The sequence below is a fragment of the Rossellomorea vietnamensis NBRC 101237 genome (assembly GCF_001591825.1).
GTDB classification, from domain to species: Bacteria; Bacillota; Bacilli; order Bacillales; family Bacillaceae_B; genus Rossellomorea; species Rossellomorea vietnamensis.
The window spans coordinates 52,785-77,623 of record NZ_BCVQ01000017.1; the positions used below are offsets into that span (position 1 = coordinate 52,785).

At 45.8% G+C, this 24,839-nt stretch carries 23 protein-coding genes; 21 read left to right on the forward strand and 2 right to left on the reverse strand.

Translation table 11 applies throughout. The features are described 5' to 3' along the window. The first annotated feature begins 25 nt into the window (after positions 1-25). The 8 genes from hisD (at position 26) to trxB (ending at position 7,429) form a co-directional block, all read left to right on the forward strand. The gene (gene hisD / locus BVI01S_RS11080; protein WP_061810177.1) at positions 26-1,300 is read left to right on the forward strand and encodes a histidinol dehydrogenase; all 1,275 of its coding nucleotides are present in this window, start codon (positions 26-28) and stop codon (positions 1,298-1,300) included. Positions 1,301-1,359: 59 nt separating this feature from the next. Beyond that, the gene (hisB, locus tag BVI01S_RS11085) at positions 1,360-1,944 is read left to right on the forward strand and encodes an imidazoleglycerol-phosphate dehydratase HisB (RefSeq protein ID WP_174523026.1); all 585 of its coding nucleotides are present in this window, start codon (positions 1,360-1,362) and stop codon (positions 1,942-1,944) included. Between the two features lie 3 nt (positions 1,945-1,947). Next, positions 1,948-2,583 (forward strand): imidazole glycerol phosphate synthase subunit HisH, encoded by a 636-nt coding sequence (hisH, locus tag BVI01S_RS11090; protein WP_061810179.1) that lies wholly within the window; start codon positions 1,948-1,950, stop codon positions 2,581-2,583. Then, complete coding sequence (hisA, locus tag BVI01S_RS11095; protein WP_061810180.1) at positions 2,580-3,314, forward strand: 1-(5-phosphoribosyl)-5-[(5-phosphoribosylamino)methylideneamino]imidazole-4-carboxamide isomerase; 735 nt, start codon at positions 2,580-2,582, stop codon at positions 3,312-3,314. Before hisH ends, hisA begins: the two co-directional genes overlap by 4 nt. Further along, entirely contained in the window at positions 3,308-4,066 is a 759-nt protein-coding gene (gene hisF, locus BVI01S_RS11100; protein WP_061810181.1) for an imidazole glycerol phosphate synthase subunit HisF, read from the forward strand. The genes hisA and hisF overlap by 7 nt, the downstream gene beginning before the upstream one ends. Continuing rightward, the gene (hisIE, locus tag BVI01S_RS11105; RefSeq protein ID WP_061810182.1) at positions 4,063-4,692 is read left to right on the forward strand and encodes a bifunctional phosphoribosyl-AMP cyclohydrolase/phosphoribosyl-ATP diphosphatase HisIE; all 630 of its coding nucleotides are present in this window, start codon (positions 4,063-4,065) and stop codon (positions 4,690-4,692) included. The genes hisF and hisIE overlap by 4 nt, the downstream gene beginning before the upstream one ends. A gap of 125 nt (positions 4,693-4,817) precedes the next feature. After that, positions 4,818-6,329, forward strand: coding sequence for a tetratricopeptide repeat protein (locus tag BVI01S_RS11110; protein ID WP_061810183.1), 1,512 nt, complete (start codon positions 4,818-4,820; stop codon positions 6,327-6,329). Positions 6,330-6,481: 152 nt separating this feature from the next. Continuing rightward, a complete protein-coding gene (trxB, locus tag BVI01S_RS11115) occupies positions 6,482-7,429 on the forward strand; it encodes a thioredoxin-disulfide reductase (RefSeq protein WP_061810184.1) in 948 nt (315 codons plus the stop codon). A 52-nt stretch (positions 7,430-7,481) separates the two neighbouring features. Here trxB and BVI01S_RS22185 read toward each other — a convergent pair whose 3' ends face one another. Continuing rightward, positions 7,482-7,634, reverse strand: coding sequence for a Fur-regulated basic protein FbpA (locus BVI01S_RS22185; protein ID WP_082386330.1), 153 nt, complete (start codon positions 7,632-7,634; stop codon positions 7,482-7,484). 182 nt (positions 7,635-7,816) lie between these two features. Here BVI01S_RS22185 and BVI01S_RS11120 point away from each other — a divergent pair, with 182 nt between their 5' ends. The 13 genes from BVI01S_RS11120 (at position 7,817) to BVI01S_RS11180 (ending at position 23,891) form a co-directional block, all read left to right on the forward strand. Next, entirely contained in the window at positions 7,817-8,131 is a 315-nt protein-coding gene (locus BVI01S_RS11120) for a MerR family transcriptional regulator (protein WP_034764248.1), read from the forward strand. A gap of 150 nt (positions 8,132-8,281) precedes the next feature. Then, positions 8,282-8,998, forward strand: coding sequence for a GDSL-type esterase/lipase family protein (locus tag BVI01S_RS11125; protein WP_061810185.1), 717 nt, complete (start codon positions 8,282-8,284; stop codon positions 8,996-8,998). Between the two features lie 426 nt (positions 8,999-9,424). Then, a complete protein-coding gene (locus BVI01S_RS11130; protein ID WP_061810191.1) occupies positions 9,425-9,883 on the forward strand; it encodes an 8-oxo-dGTP diphosphatase in 459 nt (152 codons plus the stop codon). A 48-nt stretch (positions 9,884-9,931) separates the two neighbouring features. Further along, the gene (gene rapZ, locus BVI01S_RS11135; protein WP_034764245.1) at positions 9,932-10,825 is read left to right on the forward strand and encodes an RNase adapter RapZ; all 894 of its coding nucleotides are present in this window, start codon (positions 9,932-9,934) and stop codon (positions 10,823-10,825) included. Then, positions 10,822-11,784, forward strand: a complete 963-nt coding sequence (gene mgfK / locus BVI01S_RS11140) for a gluconeogenesis morphogenetic factor MgfK (RefSeq protein WP_034764243.1) — start codon at positions 10,822-10,824, stop codon at positions 11,782-11,784. The genes rapZ and mgfK overlap by 4 nt, the downstream gene beginning before the upstream one ends. Positions 11,785-11,845: 61 nt before the next feature. Then, a complete protein-coding gene (gene whiA, locus BVI01S_RS11145) occupies positions 11,846-12,793 on the forward strand; it encodes a DNA-binding protein WhiA (protein WP_061810186.1) in 948 nt (315 codons plus the stop codon). A gap of 27 nt (positions 12,794-12,820) precedes the next feature. Continuing rightward, positions 12,821-13,078, forward strand: coding sequence for an HPr family phosphocarrier protein (locus BVI01S_RS11150; RefSeq protein WP_034764237.1), 258 nt, complete (start codon positions 12,821-12,823; stop codon positions 13,076-13,078). A 304-nt stretch (positions 13,079-13,382) separates the two neighbouring features. Further along, on the forward strand, positions 13,383-14,984 hold the full coding sequence (locus BVI01S_RS11155; RefSeq protein ID WP_061810187.1) for a GGDEF domain-containing response regulator: 1,602 nt from the start codon (positions 13,383-13,385) through the stop codon (positions 14,982-14,984). Between the two features lies 1 nt (position 14,985). Further along, positions 14,986-16,029 carry a HEAT repeat domain-containing protein gene (locus BVI01S_RS11160; RefSeq protein WP_061810188.1) on the forward strand — a complete coding sequence of 348 codons (1,044 nt, stop codon included), beginning with the start codon at positions 14,986-14,988 and terminating at the stop codon, positions 16,027-16,029. After that, the gene (locus BVI01S_RS11165; protein WP_061810189.1) at positions 16,026-17,435 is read left to right on the forward strand and encodes a glycosyltransferase family 2 protein; all 1,410 of its coding nucleotides are present in this window, start codon (positions 16,026-16,028) and stop codon (positions 17,433-17,435) included. The genes BVI01S_RS11160 and BVI01S_RS11165 overlap by 4 nt, the downstream gene beginning before the upstream one ends. After that, complete coding sequence (locus BVI01S_RS11170; RefSeq protein WP_082804713.1) at positions 17,432-20,659, forward strand: hypothetical protein; 3,228 nt, start codon at positions 17,432-17,434, stop codon at positions 20,657-20,659. Before BVI01S_RS11165 ends, BVI01S_RS11170 begins: the two co-directional genes overlap by 4 nt. A 3-nt stretch (positions 20,660-20,662) precedes the next feature. Continuing rightward, positions 20,663-21,034, forward strand: a complete 372-nt coding sequence (locus BVI01S_RS11175) for a response regulator transcription factor (RefSeq protein WP_034764230.1) — start codon at positions 20,663-20,665, stop codon at positions 21,032-21,034. Then, the gene (locus BVI01S_RS11180; RefSeq protein WP_061810190.1) at positions 21,021-23,891 is read left to right on the forward strand and encodes an ATP-binding protein; all 2,871 of its coding nucleotides are present in this window, start codon (positions 21,021-21,023) and stop codon (positions 23,889-23,891) included. Before BVI01S_RS11175 ends, BVI01S_RS11180 begins: the two co-directional genes overlap by 14 nt. A 52-nt stretch (positions 23,892-23,943) precedes the next feature. Here the strand turns inward: BVI01S_RS11180 and clpP are convergent, their stop codons facing one another. After that, positions 23,944-24,543 (reverse strand): ATP-dependent Clp endopeptidase proteolytic subunit ClpP, encoded by a 600-nt coding sequence (clpP, locus tag BVI01S_RS11185; protein ID WP_034764224.1) that lies wholly within the window; start codon positions 24,541-24,543, stop codon positions 23,944-23,946. Between the last annotated feature and the right edge of the window lie 296 nt (positions 24,544-24,839).

Sequence of the window (24,839 nt, forward strand, 5' to 3'; positions counted from 1 at the left end):
TCCCTCTTGAAGGTTGGTGAATTCTGTGAAAATTATAAGGGATATAAGCGGGGCGTCGATTAAGCGCTCTGTGGATAGTGGTACGGAAGAGCAGCGCAGGGCGGTCCAGGGGATCATTGCTTCTGTGAAGCAGGATGGAGACAGTGCCGTACGTGAGTATACAGAGAGATTCGATGGAGTCCATTTGGATAACTACAAGGTATCTGAGCGTGAGATAGAGGAAGCTTTCTCCGCTCTCGATCCGGAAATGGTCTCCATCATTGAAGAAGCGGCAGATAATATCCGTGCCTTCCATGAACAGCAAAAGAGGTCATCATGGTTCACAACGGATGAGGAAGGGACGATGTTAGGTCAAAAGCTCACACCCCTTGATTCAGTTGGTGTGTACGTTCCAGGTGGAACTGCAGCCTATCCATCATCCGTCTTGATGAATGTACTGCCGGCAAAGGTGGCAGGGGTAAAGAGAATTACAATGGTTTCTCCCCCAGGCAAGAATGGGACATTATCTCCGGGAGTTCTCGTAGCTGCGAAGGTAGCGGGAGTGGAGGAAATCTTTAAGGTCGGTGGCGCTCAAGCCGTTGCCGCACTTGCATACGGGACGGAATCCATCTTGCCAGTGGATAAAATCACGGGGCCGGGGAACATTTACGTTGCCCTGGCAAAACGGGAAGTGTTCGGTGATGTGGATATTGATATGATTGCCGGACCGAGTGAAATCGTGATCCTGGCCGGCGGAAATCAGAGGGCTGATGAAATCGCTGCAGACCTTCTTTCTCAGGCAGAGCATGATGCGCTTGCTTCAGCGGTCCTCGTGACCAATTCATCGGTTCTTGCGGAAGAGGTATCCAGAGAGGTTGAGCGTCAATTGGCTACTCTTCCCCGTGAAGAGATTGCCCGTCAATCCATCCTCGACTATGGTGCCATTTATGTGACGAGAGATTTAGAGGAAGGAATTGAGCTCGTCAATGAGCTCGCCGCCGAGCATCTGGAAATCTTGACGGATAAGCCCTTTGAAACGATGGCGAAAATCCGCCACGCCGGAGCGATCTTCCTCGGACGATACAGCTCAGAACCTGTCGGGGATTATTTTGCAGGACCGAATCATGTTCTCCCGACGAACGGGACAGCCCGTTTCTCAAGTCCGTTGAATGTGGATGAATTTATGAAGAAGACCAGTGTCATCTCCTATAGTGAAACGGCACTGAAGAAAAACTACGAAAAAATCGCGAAGCTTGCCCGGTTAGAGGGCCTAGAAGCCCATGCGAGGGCAGTGGAGATTCGATTCGATAAAGAAAAATAGGGAAGAGGGACGGACCCTTCCACAGGAGGTCCGTCCCTCCAAAAAAGGAGGACATCATGGTGAGAAGTGCAGAGATTGTGCGTAAGACGAATGAGACAGATATCCGGTTGAGTTTTGGCATCGATGGGGAAGGGAATTCGAGGATCGAGACAGGGGTCCCGTTCATGAGTCATATGATGGATCTGTTTACGAAGCATGGACAATTTGATTGTACGATTGAGGCGAACGGGGACACGGAGGTCGACGATCACCACACGACAGAGGATATCGGCATCTGCCTCGGACAGGCATTGCTTGAATCACTCGGAGACAAGAAAGGAATCAAGCGTTACGGATCGGCCATGGTCCCGATGGATGAAGCCCTGGCCCAGGTCGTGGTGGACCTGAGTAATCGCCCTCACCTTGAATTCCGTGCAGAACTTCAGAGTCAGAAAGTGGGGACATTCGATACGGAGCTTGTTCATGAATTCCTTTGGAAGCTCGCCCTTGAAGCAAGGATGAACCTTCATGTCATCGTGCATTACGGTCACAATACCCACCATATCATCGAAGCGATCTTCAAAGCACTGGGACGCGCCCTGGATGAAGCGACCACGATCGATCCCCGTGTAAAAGGGGTACCATCAACGAAGGGAATGTTATGATTCATGATCGGAATTGTGGATTATGGAATGGGAAATCTGTTCAGTGTCAGTAAAGCACTGGAACGATTGAACGTCCCTTACTTTATAAGTGATATACAAGAAGAGCTATTGAGTGCCGATGGGTTGATACTGCCCGGGGTCGGGGCCTTTAAGGATGCCATGAGTCTTCTTGAAACCACCCATCTGAAAGAAACCATCCTGACGTTTGCAGAAAGCGGCAAGCCTCTCCTTGGCATTTGTCTGGGCATGCAGCTCCTATTTGAGGAAAGCAAGGAAAATGGAACGACGAAGGGATTGGCTCTGCTGCCCGGGGAAGTTCTTCGCATCCCGAAAGAGGATAGGGAAGGGAATGCGTATAAAGTGCCTCACATGGGCTGGAATCTTCTACGATTCCAGAAAAGCTCCACCCTATTAGAAGGGTTAACGGAAGGCTATGTTTACTTCGTGCATTCTTATTATGTGCATGAAGGATCCAAAGACGTGATTGCGGCAAGTGCTGATTATGCGGGAGTGGAGATCCCGGCCGTCGTGAGCCGTGGCAATATTTACGGCATGCAGTTCCATCCTGAAAAAAGCGGCGGGCTTGGCATGCAGCTGTTAGAAAACTTTACAAAGCGAGTGAAGGAGAGGGTCTCATGAGTTTTACGATTTATCCAGCCATCGATATGCGGGGCGGGAAATGCGTACGATTGGTGCAAGGGGATTATAATCAGGAAACGGTTTACGGAGACTCCCCGTTCGATATGGCAAAGAAATTCGCCGAGGAAGGGGCAGAGTGGATCCATATGGTGGATCTTGACGGGGCAAAGGAAGGCTCCCGAATCAATGATGAATTTGTGATTGCTGTTGCAGAAAAACTCGATGCCAAGGTTCAAATCGGGGGAGGCATCCGCACCAAAGAGGATATCGAACACTATTTAAACAGGGGTGTCGATCGGGTCATCATTGGCAGCATTGCTGTTTCCAACACGGAATTAGTGAAGGAATGGCTACAGGAATTTGGTGATAAGATTGCCATCGGACTTGACGCGAAGGATGGCTATGTGGCGACCCATGGATGGCTGGAAACCTCTGCTCTTAAAGCCGTCGATCTTGGAAAGGAACTTGCTGATGCCGGTGCAGAAACATTCATATTCACCGATATTGCCACAGACGGAATGTTATCTGGTCCCAATGTTGAAGCAGTTGTGGATCTTGCCCAACAAACGGGGAAATCAGTGATTGCGTCTGGAGGCATTAGCTCACTGGAAGATCTAAAGACGTTAAAGGAATATGAATCCCAGGGCGTATCAGGTGCCATTTGCGGTAAATCTCTTTACACAGGGAAGTTCACTGTCAGTGAAGCTGTAAACGAGGTGAGGTCATGTTAACGAAACGTATCGTCCCTTGCTTGGACGTAAAGGACGGCCGGGTGGTAAAGGGCATCCAGTTCGTGGAACTGCGTGATGCAGGGGACCCTGTTGAACTTGCCAAGGTATACGATGAGCAAGGTGCGGATGAACTGGTGTTCCTGGATATATCCGCATCACACGAAGGACGGAAAACCATGGTCGAGGTTGTTCAACATGTGGCAGCGGAATTGGCGATTCCTTTTACAGTGGGTGGAGGGATCAATTCGGTGGAGGATATGAAAGCGATCCTCCGGGCAGGGGCGGACAAGGTCTCCCTGAATACAGCAGCCGTACTTCGGCCTGAACTGGTCAGGGAAGGGGCCGATTACTTCGGATCCCAATGTATCGTGGTGGCGATTGATGCCAAATATGACGAAGAAACCAACGGGTGGAAGGTTTATACCCACGGAGGCAGGAAGCTGAAAGACCTTGATGCCGTGGAATGGGCGAAGGAAGTGGAAGCCCTCGGAGCGGGGGAAATCCTACTGACGAGCATGGACAGCGATGGAGAAAAGAAAGGGTTTAATCTGGCTCTTACAAAGGCAGTCAGCGAAGTGGTATCGATTCCCGTGATTGCTTCCGGCGGTGCCGGGAATGCCGCCCACTTTAAAGACGTGTTCACAGAAGGGAAAGCCGATGCGGCCCTGGCAGCTTCCATTTTTCATTATAAAGAAACGAGTGTAGAAGAAGTAAAAAGCTACTTACGGAAAGAAGAGGTGCACGTACGATGACCAACACTGATTGGATCACATCCGTGAAGTATGACGACAAAGGCCTTGTGCCCGCCATCGTCCAGGATGCTGCAACGAAGGATGTACTCACATTAGCCTATATGAATGAAACATCACTTAGAAAAACCGTTGAGACCGGGGAAACATGGTTCTATTCCCGGTCACGCCAAGAACTTTGGCATAAGGGTGAAACGAGCGGGAATACACAAACGGTCCAGAATATCACGTGGGATTGCGATCAAGATGCCCTTCTCGTCCTCGTTTCGAAGAAAGGTCCTGCCTGCCATAAGGGTGAGGACAGCTGTTTCCATGAAAAAGTCTTTGGTGAGGAGACATCATCAAAAGAAAATATTCTTCTCACCCTTGAAAAACTTATCGAAAATCGTGAAATCGAGCGTCCGGAAGGAGCCTACACAACCTACCTTTTTGAAGAAGGAGTGGACAAAATCCTGAAAAAAGTAGGGGAAGAAGCTTCAGAAGTGATCATTGCCGCGAAAAACAGGGACAGTGAAGAATTGAAGTGGGAAGTCGCCGACCTTTTCTACCATGTCCTCGTCTTATTAAGGGAACAAAAACTTCCACTCGAAACGGTCTTGGATGTCCTCGTGGAACGTCATAATAAATAACACCCTTGAGGGACGGACCTTCGCGCCAGGCGCGAAGGTCCGTCCCTCAAAATATGGTAGTTTAGTACGGGTGTATTGTATGATATACTACTGTAGTTATACTATGAACGTTTCGGAGGACTTTGATGAGAAAAGGGTCAAAATTAAGTAGTCAAGAAGCGAAAGTGTTGTCTTTTGTCCCGACTGGTGAGTATTACTACAACAAAGGGATGAAAGCTTATCAACGACGTGAACTTAAGAAATCGTTAAAATATTTAAATAGAGCGTTTCAATTAGAACCGATTGAACCGATGATTGCCTGTCAATTATCGATTGTGTATACAGAACTGGGCGAATACAAGCGTTCCAATGATTTATTGCATAATATACTAGAGGATCTTGATCCCCATATGACGGAATGCCATTATTTCTTAGCCAATAATTACGCCCACTTGGGGTTATTTAAAGAGGCGTACGAACAGGTCTCCACTTACCTGGATAAAGAAGAGTACGGTGAATTCGTCGAGGATGCCGAAGACCTGCTGGAGCTTCTGGAACTGGATTCCGACTTGATCGTGGATGATCTATATGAGCATGATGAGCTCATCGTCCAGCAGGAAAAAGCAAGGGAACTCCTCGAATCCGGTCACTTCCAGAAAGCTGTGGATACTTTACAGGGTGTCATCGGTGACTATCCGGAATTCTGGTCCGCTTATAACAATCTTGCCCTTGCCTATTTCTATCTGGGGGAAGTGGATAAAGCATCCGCCACCCTGGAAGAGGTGCTTGAGAAGAATCCGGGTAATCTTCATGCCCTGTGCAATACGGCTGTCTTTTACTTCTATCAAAAGCGCCATGACGAGCTGGAGGAATTGATCCACGGTCTCGAGAAGGTCCGTCCCCTGCTCCATGAGCACCGTTACAAGCTTGGAGCGACGTTTGCCCTTGTGGGGCATTCAAAGCGTGCGTATGATTGGTTGAAGTCCCTTCAGAAGATCGGCTTCGAAGGAGATGCGAGTTTCTATTACTGGTTGTCCTATTCCGCCTATGAAACGGGTCATGAAGATACGGCCCGCAATGCGTGGAAGAAAGTGTTGGAGGTCAACCCGGAAAAAGAAGGTCTCGAGCCGTGGAACGACCAAAAGCAGGCAGAAGGCTTTGAAAATCACGTCACATCTATCTTGAAAAAACTTCAAAGTGAGTATACGGAAGAGAAATTATTCGGCCTATTCCTGACCTCCATCTCAGATAATCAAAGGGCCATCCTCACGCACGCAGATTTTTGTGATGTAGAGGATCTGTCCATCGTCGAGAAGGTGTATTTGGCGCAGGTACTGAATAGTAACGGCAACAGCTCGATCAAAGTGAATCAGGAAATTCAGAATATGCATCAGGTCGCCCTTCATCTATATGGCGATCATCACCCGATTACAAGCGTGGAATCCGGCTTATTCCTTACGTGGTTTACGATTGCCTACCGGGGCATCAAGGAACGTGAAACCTTCAAGAATGCCAAAGCATTTGCAGCGGCAACGGAATTCGTCTGGAATCGCCTGCGGAATGAAAAGGTGACGAAGAAGCAGCTTTGCGACCGATTCGACTTATCCACAAGCACCTTGACAAAATATATAGCGGTCGTGGAAAGTTACCTTCCATGAGCATATTTTTGGACGATGTGAACCTATTTTTTATAGGATAGGTGTAGGAAGTTCATACTATGGAGGGAAGGCCACTCGGCACCATTGCAACGTATGGCCATAGTATTAAATAAAGAATGTGCTTACGACTGTTTCGGAAGGAGAATGTCATTATGTCTGAAGAAAAAATTTATGATGTAATCATTGTAGGTGCAGGCCCTGCAGGAATGACTGCAGCCGTTTATACGTCCCGTGCCAGTCTTTCAACGCTTATGCTTGAAAGAGGAGTGCCGGGCGGACAAATGGCGAATACGGAAGAAGTGGAAAACTACCCTGGCTTCGACCATATTCTTGGACCTGATCTTTCTAATAAAATGTTCGACCATGCAAAGAAATTCGGTGCAGAATACGCATACGGAGACATCAAGGAAATCGTGGACGGCGAGGATTTCAAAATCGTCAAAACCGGTTCGAAAGAATTCAAGGCCCGTGCCGTGATTATCACAACGGGTGCAGAATATAAGAAAATCGGTGTCCCTGGTGAAAAAGAACTGGGTGGACGCGGAGTCTCTTACTGTGCCGTATGTGACGGAGCATTCTTCAAAGGAAAAGACCTTGTTGTCGTAGGTGGAGGGGACTCTGCCGTCGAAGAAGGTGTTTACCTGACAAGATTCGCTAACAAAGTGACGATCGTTCACCGCCGCGACGAGCTCCGTGCTCAAAAGATCCTGCAACAGCGTGCGTTTGATAACGAGAAAGTGGATTTCATCTGGAACCATACAGTGAAAGAAATCAACGATAAAGACGGTAAAGTCGGAAGTGTCACTCTTGTATCCACTGAAAATGGAGAAGAAACAGACTTCCAGGCGGATGGTGTCTTCATCTATATTGGAATGCTTCCATTGACGAAGCCATTCGCGAACCTCGGTATCATCAACTCTGAAGGATACATCGAAACAAACGAACAAATGGAAACAAAGGTACCTGGTATCTTTGCAGCCGGCGATGTCCGTGAAAAACAGCTTCGCCAAATCGTAACGGCAACAGGTGACGGCAGCATCGCCGCACAAACCGCTCAGCACTATATCGAAGAGCTGAAAGAAAAAGTCAAAAACGGTTAATGTAACGAAGCCTGGCGAAAGGGGATCCCTCTCGTCAGGCTTTTTTTATTGTTCAATTCTTCTTATGCTTGTTAAACACATACACCAACTCCGACAGGGTCAATTTCTTCAATCCTTCATCACATGGCTTGTAAACACCAGCTTCTACCAACCGACGAATAAATTGCTGTCTCTGCCGTTCAACGGCTTCACGTAAAAATGGCATGCGTGTTCACTCCTTTTGGCTTCTTAAGGTTAGTGTAAGGGGATCATGTGTGAAAGTCTTTTGGTTTGTTAAGTTTTCTACCAATTTAGAATTCTTTGTGAGGTTTTCTAACATAAAAGACCAAAACCCATGGCAAGGCATGTATAATCAAGTTATTCCCTGCTTAGGAGGATGAGGCAGCCGTGGATAATGAACCTTCCTATAAAGATAAGAAAGTGATTTCCATCGGAGTCGTGAGCGAATTGACCGGGTTGACCGAGAGGAAGATCCGATATTACGAAGAGAAGAATCTGATTTTCCCTCAGCGCTCCAACAGGGGATATCGAAAATACTCTTTTTCCGATGTGGAACGATTGATGGATATCGCCGACCAGCGTGAAGAAGGGGTCACGACGAAAGAAATCAAACATGAACTCACCATAAAAGAGAGAAAAGAAGCGAAGAAAAAAATGATCAAAGGCCAGCTGAATGCACAGTTTGGGGTTCAGAAGAAGTGATGAGGGACGGACCTCTGGATGTCTGGAGAGCTGTCTATGTGAATATCTCCGAACGGTCTTCCAAAAATAAACAGGATTATAACCCCTCCAACAGGGAATAACGACTATTATGAAAGTCATCTCAGTTTATATCGGAAGGTCGGATCATGAATGAAAATGTTGAAAGTCGCAGGGGTTGTCGTACTGTTTGCTCTTATTCCCATCGTCTACTTCAGTTTTTTTGCAGATGAGACAGAGTCATCTTCAAAGAAGCGGGTAATTGCGTTGGGGGATTCCCTCACTTACGGCTATGGCGATAAGAAGGAAGCAGGATACATCGGGCGGTTAGAAGAGAAAGTAAACAAAGAACAAACGAAGAAGTCGTATAACTTCCAAAACCTAGGGATACCGGGGCAGCAGTCGGATCAGTTACTCGCACAAATCGTAAAGCCCGAGGTTGCCGAGGATTTAAGTGAAGCGGATGTATATATCATCAATATTGGAACCAATGATTTAATCAAGAACAATGGTGGAGACTTGTTCCCTTTACACCACGATGAGATCATGGAAGCGAAAAAGGACTATCTCGATCATCTTGATAAGATCCTGAATATTACCGGGACAGCGAGCAAAAAAGCGGATATCATCGTGTTGGGATTGTATAACCCGTACCCGGACAAAGACAGCGATAAAATTGAAGCATATGTAGATGATTGGAATAAGTCGATAAAGAAGGAAGCGGAAAAGCATGAAAATGTGACATTCGTATCAACCAATCCATTATTCAAAGGAAAGTCCAAGGAAAACTATTTTCATGATTCCCTTCATCCCAATGGGAAGGGATACGAATTAATGGCAGATCAAATCATGAAGAACTATGACTTTTAACCTTAGTTTTACAGGATTCGTGGGGATTCGGGATGATTTGCACAACCACGTTTGAAACATTAACAATTCCGTAATACCGTTTTAAATCTGTTGTAACACTAGTGAAACAATTTTCGGGTAATATAGATAATAAGAAATTGACCCCCTTTTAAGTAATAAATCCCGTAGATGACACAGGAATCGCCTGTGTCTATTTTTTTTGCTTTTTTTTCTGTTATAGTGTGTGGGGTATACCTGTACCAATCATTTGCAGACACCTCAACATGTCAAAACCTGTCCCAATATCTTTCGATGATAATCGACACGGTTTCCGGCAGGCGGAGACATTGTAGCTTGTCTGCAATCATAGTATAATGTAAGGAATGAAGTTGACTGTAATCGGGACTGATGCATGAATCCCGAATCATCAAGATTGAGGTGAAGGTAGTGCAACGTGTCACAAATTGTTTATATCTGGATGGAGACAAAGTGCTCCTTCTCCAAAAGCCAAGAAGGAACTGGTGGGTCGCCCCGGGCGGGAAGATGGAGTCTGGTGAATCGATCAGGGATGCCGTCATCCGGGAGTATCGCGAGGAAACGGGCATTTATTTAAAGAATCCTGATTTGAAAGGCGTCTTTACGTTCATTATTAAAGACGGTGATCAAATCGTTTCGGAGTGGATGATGTTTTCTTTTTTCGCAACAGAGGCGGATGGAGTCAATCTTCAGGAATCAGCAGAGGGTAAGATTAAATGGCATCCGATTGAAGACATCAAGGATTTACCGATGGCTGAAGGAGATTATCATATTCTGGATTATCTATTGCACGGAAAGAATACGATTTATGGGACATTTACCTATACTCCTGATTTTAAATTATTATCTTATCGACTGGATCCAAGTTAAACAACGAACTTTATATATAGAATATTACGATAAAAGCGGGGGAAGAGCATGAGTACAGGTTCGACAAACGATGTTCAATTAGTCATCATAACGGGTATGTCCGGAGCTGGCAAAACCGTTGCCATTCAAAGCTTTGAAGATTTAGGATTTTTCTGTGTGGACAATCTGCCGCCCACTCTTCTTCCAAAATTTTTGGAACTGATGAAAGAGTCCGGTAATAAAATGAATAAGGTCGCCCTTGTCATGGACCTCAGGGGAAGGGAATTCTTCGATCATCTATTTAAGGCATTGGATGAACTGGCGGAAACGTCATGGGTATCACCCCAGATCCTTTACCTTGATGCAGATGATTCATCCCTGGTGAGACGGTACAAGGAAACACGCCGTTCACATCCATTGGCGCCATCAGGCCTGCCTCTTGAAGGGATTCGACAGGAAAGGGAGCTGCTCGAGGAATTAAAGGGGCGTGCCCAGCTGATCTATAACACTTCCACCATGAAGCCAAGAGAACTTAGGGAAAAGATTCTAACGGAATTCTCGGTGAACAAGAAAACGATCTTCACGGTGAACGTCGTATCCTTCGGTTTCAAACACGGTATTCCCATCGATGCCGATCTGGTGTTTGATGTGCGCTTCCTCCCCAATCCCCATTATATCGATCATATGAGACCGAAAACGGGATTGGATGAAGAGGTGTCAACCTATGTGTTGAAATGGAATGAAACGAATAAATTCATCGAAAAGGTAACCGATTTACTCTCGTTCATGCTTCCTCAATACAAGCGTGAAGGCAAAAGTCAGCTTGTCGTGGCCATCGGATGTACAGGCGGACAGCATCGTTCCGTTGCGCTGGCAGAGTATCTTGGACATCATTTTGAAAAAGACTACCAAACAAAAATTTCTCATCGAGACATTCAGAAGAGAAAGGGTCTAACAACATGACACATACACCCAAGGTCGTCGTGATCGGGGGAGGGACCGGCCTGCCGGTCCTCCTCAGGGGATTGAAGCGACACCCGATTGATATATCGGCCATCGTCACCGTCGCAGATGACGGTGGCAGTTCCGGCCGTTTACGGGACAGTTTGGATATTCCGCCTCCGGGAGATATACGGAATGTCCTTGCCGCCCTTTCTGAAGTAGAGCCACTGGTTGAACAAATGTTTCAGCATCGTTTTGAAACGACGAATGAACTTTCCGGTCATGCACTGGGAAATCTGATCATTGCGGCACTCGCCTCCATCACTGGGGACTTCGTTCATGCGATCCAGGAAATGAGCAGGGTGTTGAATGTGAAGGGCAAGGTGCTTCCGTCGGCCAATCAGAGTGTCATCCTGAAGGCTGAAATGGAGGATGGAACAATCGTGACGGGGGAATCCGCCATTCCGAAAGCCGGGAAGAAGATCAAGCGTGTCTTCCTCAAGCCGGACAGCATCAAGGCATTAGGTGAAACGTTGCGGGCCATCAAAGAAGCCGATTTAATTGTGATGGGACCGGGAAGCCTATATACTAGTATCTTACCGAATCTTCTTGTTCCCGGAATTGGCGAAGCCGTCTGCCAAGCGGAAGCCAAGAAGATGTATATTTGCAATATCATGACCCAGGCAGGGGAGACCCTGGATTATTCAGCAAGCGACCACGTGAAGGCGTTATACGATCATCTGGAAACACCGAGCATTGATTATATCTTGGTAAACAAGAAACAGGTGCCAAAAGAGGTGCAGGAAAGATATAATGAAGAGCAGGCAAGCCCCGTTCATTTCGATGTGGATAAATTAAAATCCATGGGCTTGGAAGTGATTGCAGAAGAGATCCTTTCCTATGACAATCATCTCGTTCGTCATAACACAGAGAAGGTCGCGGATATTATCTATTCTTATTTGAAAGATTCAACCAACTGATATACAACGAAAAATTTCTTGTGTATAAGGTTGTGCAAGCGTTTGCTAGGAGGTGATGGGTATGTCGTTTGCGTCTGAAACAAAAAAAGAACTGACCAATATTGAAGTGAAGGGCTGCTGTGCAAGTGCAGAACTTTCCGCATTGATTCGGATGAATGGTTCATTGTCCTTCTCGAATCAAATGCTCGTCGTCAATATTCAAACCGAAAACGCCGCCATTGCCAGAAGAATCTATACACTGATCAAAAAAGGGTACGACACCCCGGTAGAGCTTCTGGTACGGAAGAAAATGCGGCTGAAGAAAAACAATGTGTACATTGTACGAATCAAAGAAGATACAAAGATGATCCTCGAGGACTTGAAAATACTGGGTGAACACTTCACCTTTATCCATAATATAGCCGAAGACCTGATCAAGAAGAAATGCTGCAGGCGCTCGTACCTAAGGGGAGCGTTCCTTGCTGGCGGATCGGTCAATAATCCGGAAACATCATCGTATCATTTAGAAATCTTTTCTCTTTATTCTGAACACAACGAGGCGTTGTCCGAGCTGATGAATTCCTTTGGCTTGAACAGTAAGACCCTTGAACGAAAAAAAGGCTTCATTACGTATTTGAAGGAAGCGGAGAAGATCACGGAGTTCCTGAATATCATAGGGGCACACAACGCCCTGCTCCGATTTGAGGATGTACGGATCGTCCGTGATATGAGGAATTCCGTTAATCGTCTGGTGAATTGCGAGACGGCTAACTTGAATAAAACCATCGGTGCTGCCTTGAGACAGGTAGAAAACATCAAGTTTATCGAAAGGCATGTAGGATTACAGGTTTTACCCGATAAACTAAGGGAGATAGCAGAGCTTCGAGTGAACTATCAGGATGTCACGTTGAAAGAACTGGGGGAAATGGTGTCAGGTGGCACGATCAGTAAATCAGGAATCAATCACCGCTTACGAAAAATTGATCAGCTGGCAGACAAGTTACGAGCGGGAGAAAAGCTCAATACCTAATTAAGGACAAAGGGGAGAGAAATGACTATGGTGGAAAAACAAGTAGAAGTGAAATTGAAGACGGGCCTTCAGGCGCGACCGGCGGCATTATTCGTACAGGAGGCAAACCGTTTCTCATCTGAAATCTTCTTAGAGAAGGACGGGAAGAAGGTCAATGCCAAAAGCATCATGGGCTTGATGAGTCTGGCGATCTCCACCGGCTCTGCCGTCACGTTGGTTGCGGATGGAAGCGACGAAGAAGAAGCGCTTGTAGCCCTTGAAGGATTCGTTCAAAAAGAAGCGTAACACCAACTTCACACAAAACCGATGACCAGGGAGTGGTCATCGGTTTTTTTATGGGATTTTTCCAGTTCCAGTCATGAGGCAACAACTAATTCTTTCGAACCTTTTTTCCAATTATTTCACATTGCAGATAGATGTGCCTCCCCTTTTTTGTTACATTAAACTTTTCAGGTTATTTTAAAAAAATAGAGAAAAAGACACAAAATATTTCCATCCCTCACCTATTAAACGAGAGAATACGAGAGTATAATGAAATGAGTTTGGCAACATTCAGTGCGAAGTATACGACAAAGGAAGACGATGCCCTATGGAAAAATACACAAAGCATTTCTTTAATAATATTCGAAAAAAATTGGAAGAGTGGGAGGCAGCAGCCTCCATCCCCCATGAAGAGGTGTACCGCTTCATTCACTCCATGGCGGGGTCTGCCTCAGTACTGGGCTTACATAACATCGGGGAGAGCGCCCGTAAACTGATGGACCACCATAATGAAGAAGATGAGCGTATGTGGACGATCACAGAAGTGAAGGAAGAACTTTTTGATATCATTCAATACTGCTACCACTATGAGGAGGAATCAATCGAGGTATTCCCGGGCAAGCAAGGCAGGGATGGGGAAGAACCTGTGGTGTTACTTATAGATGATGATACGACTTTCCTTATGTATATGAAGGATGAATTGGAGAAGATCGGGTGGTATGTCGTTCCGATAGCCAATCCCGAGAAGGCCATTATGTCGTACTATGATGTGAGGCCGGACTGTGCGATCATCGATATTCATATGGATGGGACGAGTGGATTCGAAGTACTGGACTTTTTTAAGAAAAAGCTGAAACAGCCATTCATTCCAACGGTCATGGTAAGTGTGGAAAACAGTAAGGAAGTCCGAATGAAGAGCTATCAGATGGGGGCGGATGATTTCATAGCCAAGCCCTTTGACCTTGATGAGTTCACCGTGCGGGTGAAAAGGCAGATGGAACGGAAGAAGCAAATGGAAGAGCTTGTACTGATCGATGAATTGACATTGGTTTATAACCGTAAATACTTAAGTCAGGCGTATGCACAAGTGCAAAGCGACTGGGCACGCAGGGGCGACTCGTACTGTGTAGCCGTCCTTGACCTGGACCATTTCAAAGGGGTGAACGACCGGTACGGACACCTGATGGGAGATCGGGTGCTGAAGGGGTTTGCTTCCCATCTGAAGTCTGAAACGAGGATCCAGGACACGGTCTTTCGCTTTGGGGGCGAAGAGTTTGTCATCCTGTTCCCTCATACTTCTATAAAAGAAGCGTGCTCATTTGTCGATGATATACGTAAGAGGTTCAGTCAAGTGATCTTCCAGGCTAATCCGGACTTTTCGTGTACCTTTTCGGCCGGCGTGGCAGAAATCGCTGATCCGACGAAGCCTTTTGATACATGGCTGAAGCTTGCTGATAATGCTCTCTATGAGGCGAAAGGCAGCGGCAGGAATCTCGTAAGGATCGACAGGAAGGCAATGGAGCACATTCCTCATAAAATCACGAAGATTGCCATCGTTGATGATGATCCGATCATTCGGACGGTGATGAAGGATATTGTGTCGAAGCTGCCAAGTGAGGAGCATATTCAGTATGATATCCAAACATTTAAAGACGGGGCTTCTTTTATAGCCTCAGATTGGCATAAAGGAAATCCTTGTCTCGTGATTTTAGACGGGGTGATGCCGAAGATGGACGGATTGGAAGTACTGGAGCAGATTCGCTCCAGAACTGATTCGGACCGCTACAAAGTCCTCATGCTTACATCCCGGAAGAGTGAAAGGGACATTTCCAGATCCCTTCAGCTTGGAGCCGATGATTATATGACGAAACCATTTAAATTACTGGAGCTCGAGGCCCGTTTAGGTCAAATGCTAAAAAGGATGAGATAAAGTGTACTCCCGGGAACTTTTTTATTTTACTGTTGTGCTGGTCGTTCTGCTGGTGATATTATCGGGACTTTGTCTGTATTTGATGATCAAAAAAGTGAACGATAATAAAAATCGGAAGCAGATTGATCAATTGAAAGAAGAATATCAGTTGCCACTCTTTCACTTCCTGCAAGAAGGGAGGGAGGCGGAGGGATTAACGGTACGTTCTCCCCTGCAGACGAGGGCGCTGGTCGAGTTGCTTGCAGGCTTTTCAAAAATGTTTGCCTCGGAAGACATACAGGAACGATTACAAGGGTTTGCAGAAGAACACTTTCAACCGTTCATCCTGTCTCAGCTTGGACACAGAAGATGGAGTATCCGGATGAATGCTCTTTACTGGATACAGGATTTTAAGATGAAGAGTATGGTGGAACCGTTAAAGAAACTACACGGTTCAAAAAAGGTCAGCAAAGCGGAAGAGATGCAGCTACTTAAAATCGCCGTGCTGTTTGATGAGAAGAACCTGGTTGAAAGGCTGACAGAGACGAAGCATGAGTTGACGGAGTTTGAATACAGTCTCCTGTTTCATTCTTTCAGGGAAGATCAGTTCCGGCCATTGGTCTCTGCCTTTGAGGAACTGCCTGAGGTCATGAAGTTTGCCATCATCGATTCGATCGGGGTGAAAAACCGAATGGAACATGTTTCGTTCCTTAAGAAATTACTGGATACTGGCGGTTCTGAACTCAGGGTCCGTGCTTTAAAGGCAGTGGTGGGGATGGAGTTCTATCTTGATATACCGACCCTTTCCGTTCATTTAAGCGCAGACTCATGGCAGGAACGGCTGATGGCCATTAAAGCATGTGAATACATCCGTTCCACGGAGCTGAGTCCTGCCTTACAGGCTCTTATGAGCGACCCGTCCTTTTATGTTCGCTCCCAGGCAGCTCAATCTCTTTTGCGCCTGGAAAATGGAGAAGCATTATTAAGGGAAATTGCCGTGCATGCGGAAGATGGGTATGCAAGGGATATGGCCGAACAGTGGCTGGAAAGGGGGGCGGTTTCATGAATGCGATAGATTGGGGGGACATCCTCATGAGCATTGGGTGGTTTGTTCTTATCTATATGATTCTCGTAGTCTCGTTTTATACGATTCTCCTCGTGATCTCCCTTTTTCAATTAAGGAAAACCTATGGACTCGACGAGTGGGAGCCGTATGAAGAGCTTTTACACCTCCATCAGACGAAGCCGGTTTCCATACTGGTCCCCGCTTACAATGAATCTGTCGGCATCATGGCGACGGTAAGGTCACTATTGAGCATTGAATACCCGGAATACGAAATCATCATCGTGAACGATGGCTCCACGGATGATTCCATGGAGAAACTCGTAGAAACCTTTCAGTTGGTAAAAATCAAGTGGGTGATTCGCCAGCAGCTTGAAACACAGCCGGTGAAGGGTGTGTATCAGTCGAAGCTGTATAAAAATTTATTGGTGATCGATAAAGAAAACGGCGGCAAGGCAGATGCCTTGAATGCCGGGATCAATGTATCGAACTTCCCTTATTTCTGCTCCATCGATGGAGACTCGGTTCTCGAGCGGACCGCTTTCCTCAAAGTGATGAAACCGATCGTCGAATCCGATGGGGAGGTCATCGCCTCCGGAGGGAGTATCCGTATCGCAAATGGATGCGAAATCGAAAGCGGGGAAATCGTAAAGGTCGGTCTGTCCCGGTCCCCCCTTGTCATCATGCAGGTGATCGAGTACTTAAGGGCATTCCTTATGGGAAGGATCGGCTTGAGCCGTCATAATCTCCTCCTGATCGTATCGGGTGCTTTCGGCGTATTCTCAAAACGCTGGGTCGTCGATGCGGGTGGATATTCCCATACCGTAGGGGAGGATATGGAGCTCGTTGTCAGACTTCACCGTTATGTAAAAGAACAAAAAGCCGATAAGAAAATCGTCTATGTGCCGGATCCGGTGAGCTGGACAGAAGCACCGGAATCCTTGAAATATTTACGCCGTCAACGGAGCAGATGGCATCGGGGACTGTTTGAAAGCCTCTGGATCCACCGGAAGCTCCTGTTCAACCCGAAGTACGGTTCAATCGGGATGGTTTCCATGCCCTATTTCTTGATTATTGAATTTTTTGGCCCGGTTGTTGAATTGATGGGGTACATCATCATGGTCCTCTCCATTTTCCTGGGCGGGGTATATCTGGAATTTGCCATTCTATTATTCTTGTTATCCATCCTTTATGGCTCGGTGTTGTCCATGGCTGCGGTCCTCCTGGAGGAATGGTCCGTTCGGAAGTTCCCGAAAGCAGCCGATATCGGAAGACTTTTCGTCTATTCATTGACCGAGACGTTATGGTACCGTCCGTTGACCGTATTCTGGAGATGTGAAGGGATCTTGGACGTGATCCGTAAGAAGAGGGGTTGGGGAGAAATGGCGAGAAAAGGAGTATCGAAATGACAAAGCTGAAATCCTATTTCTTTCTCTTGTTCATCGTAAGCATCGTCCTTTTGGTGTCAGCCCCTTTTTGGATGTGGCACCTGAAAAAGGAACAGAACTTGGATGTGTTGATCATTGATAAAACAGTTCCGGATACTACTTATCGTGAACACAAAGGTCTTGTGTGGCTGTTAAATCAACAGAAATATGTTCAATCAAACGGGAAACGGTATGATCTGAAGAAAGATTATATTGGGTTTGTTCCGAAAAAGGATCAAACCTTCGATGTGAAAAATATTCCCTCATCCACCGAGAAGTATGATGCGGTCTACATAGCCGATACATATGGGGTGTATGAAGAAGAGTTTCATAATAAAAATGTATCGGGCAAGCGGTCTAGTAAACTATACGGAGGCTTAACCGATCAGGATATGGACGCATTAAAAGACATGGCGATGAAGGATGGTAAAACATTGATCGCCGAGTTCAATTCCATGGCCCAGCCTACTGAGGAAGAAACCCGGAAGAAATTTTATTCCCTGTTCAATCTGGAATGGTCGGGCTGGATTGGAAGGTATTTCCCTGAACTGGAAAACAGCGAAGTGCCTCAATGGGTAAGGGACAACTACGGGAAGCAGTATGGTGATGCCTATCACTTCAAAGGTCCTGGGTATGTATTGGTGGACGAAAATGACCGGCTGGTCGTGTTGGGTAAGGAAGACATCGGAGAGAAGGGAGTGGTTTTTTCCACAACGCCTCGTGGTGAAGAGTTAATCGGCGAAGAAATCAGCACCCCTTATTCTTACTGGTTTGATATCGTGGAAGCGATCAACCCTGATGAGGTCGTCGCCAACTATACGCTGTCACTGTCAAAGAGCGGTAAGGACATGTTGAAAGCCTTGAATCTTCCTGTTACGTTCCCGGCTGTCGTGCACGGACAAAACCGTCAATACGACACATACTATTTCAGCGGGGATTATGCAGATCAGGCAGATGTGCCCGATTTGTATCAAACTGTCGGATTTTCTTCGTGGAGAAAGTGGACAGGGTCATCCAAACCGGATGACTCCTCCCAATTTTACTGGAAGGCTTATAATCCGATGATGAAGGCGATCCTTGAGGATATCCAAAAGGATGGAGACGATAAGAAAAAGGAAACCGTCGAAGCCACGAAAGAAAATGGTGTGCAGCTTGCAGGGAAGACCGGCCGTGACTATATTCAAGTGAAGAAGGATGGAAAATGGGAAGACCTCCTTATTAAAGGGGTGAATATGGGAATCGCAAGGCCTGGTTCCTTTCCAGGTGAAACCGCAATCTCAAAAGAGGAATATATGAGATGGTTCAAGCAGATTGGAGCCATGAATGCCAATGCGCTCCGGATTTACACCATCCATCCCCCAGAGTTTTATGAAGCCTTTTACGAATACAATCAGATGGCAGATAAGCCGTTGTATTTATTCCATGGCGTGTGGGTCAATGAAGAGATTTTCTTGAAATCCGAAGATGCCTTTGCAAAAGAGAATACAGACGAATTTGCCTCGGAAATTAAAAAGACCATCGATCTCGTTCACGGGAACGCTGAAATTCCTGAACGAAAAGGCCATGCGTCGGGATCGTACACCTACGATATCTCCCCTTATGTTCTTGGGTGGGTTTTTGGGGTCGAGTGGGATCCCGAAGTGGTCCTTGCGACAAATGAAAAACATAAAGGACTCGAGGACTTCAAGGGTAAATACATTGAAACGGAAGAGGCGCAGCCGTTTGAAATCTGGCTGACCGAGAGAATGGATGAAGGGATCAAGTATGAAACCGAAACGTATCAGTGGCAAAGGCCGGTCAGCTTCACAAACTGGGTGACCACCGATCTGTTGGATCATCCAAGTGAACCCCTGGAGAAGGAAGACATGGTATCGGTCGACCCGAACGTCATGAAGGGGACCGACAAACTGAAAAGCGGTTTATTCGCTTCCTATCATATCTACCCGTATTACCCTGATTTTCTGAACTATGAAAAACGTTATATTGATTATATCGATCATCGCGGTGAAAAGAATAATTACGCCGGTTATTTACATGACATGAAAAGGGCGCACTCCATGCCATTAGTCGTAGCGGAATTCGGTGTCCCGGGATCACGTGGCCTCACCCATAAAAACGTCTACGGCATGGATCAGGGAAATCATTCCGAAAAAGAACAGGGTGAATTAGACCGCAAGTTATTCGAAGATATCGTGGAAGAGAAAATGGCAGGTGGGATGGTCTTTGCCTGGCAGGATGAGTGGTTCAAGCGAACATGGAACACGATGGACTATGACAATCCGGACAGACGGCCGTTCTGGCAAAACGCCCAAACGAATGAGCAGCAGTTCGGGATGGTGAGCTTCGATCCTGGAAAAAGCGGGACATCCATGATTCATGTGGATGGAAGACCTCAGGATTGGACCTTCAATGGGATCAAACCTGCTTTTGATGAGGATGGACACAGTATGTATGTAACGAGTGATGAACGTTTTGTGTATGTCCGAATTGATTCGAACCGTATTTCAGAAAGGAAAGACACATACCTTTTATTTGATACGATAGGGAATCAGGGTCAATCCACGATTCCTGATGTGAAGGGTGTTACCACAAAAGGGGTGGACTTTGCTCTTCATATAAAGGGAACGAAGGAAGCACGTTTGTGGATCGACAGTTATTATGACACCCATCATTATCAATATGGGCATGTGCTCAACATGATCGAAGAAGAGACATATGCCAACGTGAAAAACAACGGGACGTATCATCCAATCCGGTTGACGTTGAATAAATCACTGGACGTAGAAGGGGAAAAGATCCCGTTTCAATCCTATGAAACCGGCATTCTTGAGTTCGGAACATCAAACCCACAGGATGAAGCATATGATTCTTTAACGGATATCAGTGTCAATTCGGGTCGATATGAAATCCGTATTCCCTGGCAGCTTCTTAACATAAAAGATCCAAGCCTCAAGGAAGCGATGGGGGATATCTGGTCAGGAAATGGCCTGCAAAGCTCAATCACTCTTGAATCCATTAAGATCGGTTTATATGAAACCGATGGAGTAAACGTATTTTCATATCCTTCACAGGGAGAGAACCGGTTCATCAATCCTGCACAATTTTATCCATACTCCTGGGATACATGGGATCTGCCAGCCTCTCATGAGAGATTGAAGCAGTCCTACTATGAAATGAAAGAAGCTTTTGAGAAAGAAGGGGAATAACCGATGGCGAGAATTCTAATAGCGGAAGATGAAGAAGTGCTCCGGATGCTGATGGTGGATACACTCGAAGACGAAGGACACGAACTTGATGAAGCAGTAGATGGTCAAGAAGCAATCGATTCCATCATGGAAAATGACTATGATCTCATTCTTCTTGACTACATGATGCCTTTATACACAGGACTCGAAGTAATTGAAAAAGTCAGGAACTCCCCTGAAAAGGGTTCGGTGAAAATCATGATGGTATCTGCAAAGAGCCAGCAGGCGGATAGAGACCTCGTTTTGAAATCCGGAGCAGACTATTTCATTGCCAAACCGTATAGTCCTGCAGAGCTTGTTCAGCGGATTGAGGACATATTGAATGAAGAGAATTAAAGAGTTTTTTCAAACGAGCTTACGTAATCAATTCATCGGATTGATGAGTGGTTTCATTGCCATCTTCTTCATTGGGGCAGCCTGTTTGTTTCTATATGATCAATCCATTACAAATGAGTACCAGGTTAAGAGAAATTCCCTGAACCACAAAGAAGATCTGGCTGAGCAATTGGACAGAGGATTTCAAAAAGCGTTCTTCGATGCGAGGGGATACCTTGCATTTGGTAGACCGGAATTCAAGGAAAGTATTTTTAATCAAGAGAAAAAAGTCGATGATACGTTAAAAAAATTGAAAGAGCTGGAAACTGAACCTGAAGATCAACGCTTCTACAAAGATGTGGAGGAGTTTTCCAACCTGTATTTTAAGGATATGGTCCCGCCGATCATCCAAGATTTCGAAGAGGGGAACATAGAGGCAGTGAAAGAAGCTTCTGCTGACGGGGCAACGGCCACAATCGAAACCTTTCAAACCCAGCTCAATGGGTATGCGGATTCAATTGAACAAAGCAAACGAAGTGCGTATGATGAGTTGAAACGAAAAGAGTCTTTAAGTCAATCAGCCTTTGTCATCTTTATTTTTCTCATGCTCGTGGTTCTGATGAGATTGATGAGAATGATTGCAAAACAAATCGGTCATCCCCTTGATCAAGTGGCGTCCGCTGCCGAACACATTGCTGAAAATGAAGCATACCAGCAATGGTCGTTTGAAAATAAGCGGAAAGATGAAATCGGTAAGATGTCAAGGGCATTCGAAAAGATGATTTATAAAATCCAGGAAAAGGAAGAGCATCTCCTGGCTCAGAATGAAGAACTGCAGGCTCAACAGGATGAGCTTGAATCCCAGCAGTCGGAACTCGAGCACCTGCTGACGATGACAAAGAACAGAGAGTCGCAATTGGAGCGAAGGAATGAATTCATTCATGGGATTTCGAGCTCCCTTAACAAGCAGGAGGTACTGGAAAGTATCGTGAAAAGCATGAGTCACGTGATGGGGGCCTCAAGGGGGATGATCGTCCTCATGGATGACCAAAAGTCCAATGCGGCATATGGAATATCGAAAAATGGTGCTGAACAGTTCTTGGCGTACATTTATAACGGTATCCATCAGCGATTATTTGATTCGAGGGAGCCCTTCACACTTAAAAGGGAAATGGTTCCGTCCGAGAAAGGGTATCATGAAGAGACCCTCTACTCGTATGACTTATTCTTACCCGTGCTTTCCATCGATCAACAGGTGGAAGCCATCATGGTATTCAGCCGTTTCGGAAATGATTTCAATAAGCAGGAATTGGCTGAATACACGAGTCTGACAAAGCAAATCTCCATCTCCTTGCAAAAGATCACCCTTTTTGAAGAGTCCGAGACGAATCGTCAAATGACCCAGGATATCCTGAACAACATTCAAGAGGGGATACAACTCATCGATAAAGAGGGAAACAACTTATTAATGAATAAGAAATTGTCATCTCTGGTCAAGGGTGAGATTGACGAACTTCAACAGTCATGCTATCAAACCTGGAAGCAGGCACTGATTGATCAAGTGGAAGACAAAGAGAAACTGGATGAGTATTATGAAACCATTGTGAAGGAGGGGAAGAAAAGTAAACAGCATCTTACCTATCACTTGGTTGATAGTAAAGAAGTATTCCAGGTGTATTCTGAGTCCCTCTATCGTGGGGAAGAGCAGATAGGCACGATCTTTGTTCATCGGAATATCACGAAAGAATTCGAAGTCGATCAAATGAAATCGGAGTTTGTCAGCACCGTCAGCCATGAACTGCGGACCCCTCTATCAAGCGTGCTTGGATTTACGGAACTAATGTTGACAAAAGACTTAAAGCCTGAACGGACGAAGAAATACTTAACGACGATCTATCAGGAAGCAAAGCGGTTAACATCCCTTATCAACGACTTCCTGGATGTGCAGCGCATGGAGTCCGGACGCCAGACTTTCGATAAAAAATTCGAAGATGTCGTCCCGCTCATTCAACAGGTGATCGATACCCAAAGGGTCAATGCGCCCCATCACTCTTTCAATATCGCAAGGGAGACGGACTGCACGATCGTCCTTGGGGACCGGGATAAGTTGTCACAGGCATTCACCAACCTTATCAGCAATGCCATCAAATATTCTCCTGATGGGGGTACCATCACCATCCGATTCCGTGAAGGGGAGGAGAGCATTCTCATCGAAATTCGGGATGAGGGCCTCGGTATACCACAGGACGCAATTCCAAACCTCTTCACTAAGTTCTACCGGGTCGACAACTCCGATCAGAGAAGAATCGGTGGTACCGGATTGGGTCTGACCATCGTGAAGGAAATCATTGAAACCCATGAAGGGGACATCACTGTTTCTTCAGAAGAGGGAAAAGGGAGTCTGTTCACCGTGAGGTTGCCGATCGTGACCATCGAAACCTTCAAAGAAGATGAACAATGCGGCGACGGGATGACCATTATTGTCATAGAAGATGATATCAATCTAGCATCCTTGCTCAAAGCCGAACTTTCCGACAGTGGGTTCAAGGTGCTGCATACAGCTTCAGGTGGTGAAGCTTTAAGCAAAATGCAGGAAGAGAAACCTGATGCCGTCGTTCTGGACATCATGCTTGAAGGAAGCATGTCGGGATGGGATGTACTTGAGAAAATGAAATCGGACCACGAACTTGCCCAAATACCCATTATCATTTCTTCCGCTCTGGATGAAAAAGAAAAAGGACTCACCCTTGGAGCCAATGATTATTTAGTCAAACCATATCATCCCAGCAGGCTGTCCAAAACAATTTTACATCTGCTGTTGAAAAAAGGGATGAATGGGGAGATTCTAGTACCAGTTGAGGAAAAGCGATTGAATTAGAGCCAACTAAAAACCCCCTTCCCGGAGTCCGGGAAGGGGGTTTGTTTGGTCATTATTTATTGTTATCCATTTCGTTACGAGTGATGATGCGGTCGATCAATCCGTATTCAAGCGCTCTTTCAGCTGTCATGAAGTTATCGCGGTCTGTATCTTTTGAAATTACTTCAAGAGGTTGACCAGTGCGATCAGCAAGGATTTGATTCAATTTTTCACGAAGGAATAGAATACGCTTTGCAGCGATTTCAATTTCTGTCGCCTGTCCTTGAGCACCACCAAGTGGTTGGTGAATCATCACTTCAGCGTTAGGAAGGGCTAAGCGCTTGCCTTTTGCACCTGCTGCAAGAAGGAACGCACCCATTGAAGCCGCCATACCGATACAGATCGTTTGAACATCAGGCTTGATGTATTGGATTGTATCGTAAATAGCCATACCTGCCGTGATGCTTCCGCCAGGAGAGTTTATGTAGATTGAGATATCCTTCTCCGGGTTTTCAGATTCAAGGAAAAGAAGCTGTGCTACAATGGAGTTCGCCACATTGTCGTCAATGCCGCTTCCAAGCATGATGACACGGTCTTTCAATAAACGTGAATAAATGTCATATGCACGCTCACCGCGGTTTGTTTGTTCAATAACTGTAGGAATTAAATTCATCCTCGTTCCTCCTTAGATATCTTTTATTTTTTTAGAGTTACTTATTCACTTTGTACTGTTATCATACACCCATGGTCAATAAAGGTCAAACTTAATGCTTCCTTATTTACCCTGTATATAAATCCTTTCTACATGATACCCATTCATACCTTTTTTAAACGGCACACAAGTTGTAAAGTTTGTTGTTTAAGTGATTGGTTAAGTTAGTTCTAGTTTGAATATCTTCTAAAAAAGTATAGGAATAGAACGTAGACCGTTCCTTTCCGCTGCAGGCACTTGCTTTCCGCGGGGCGTGA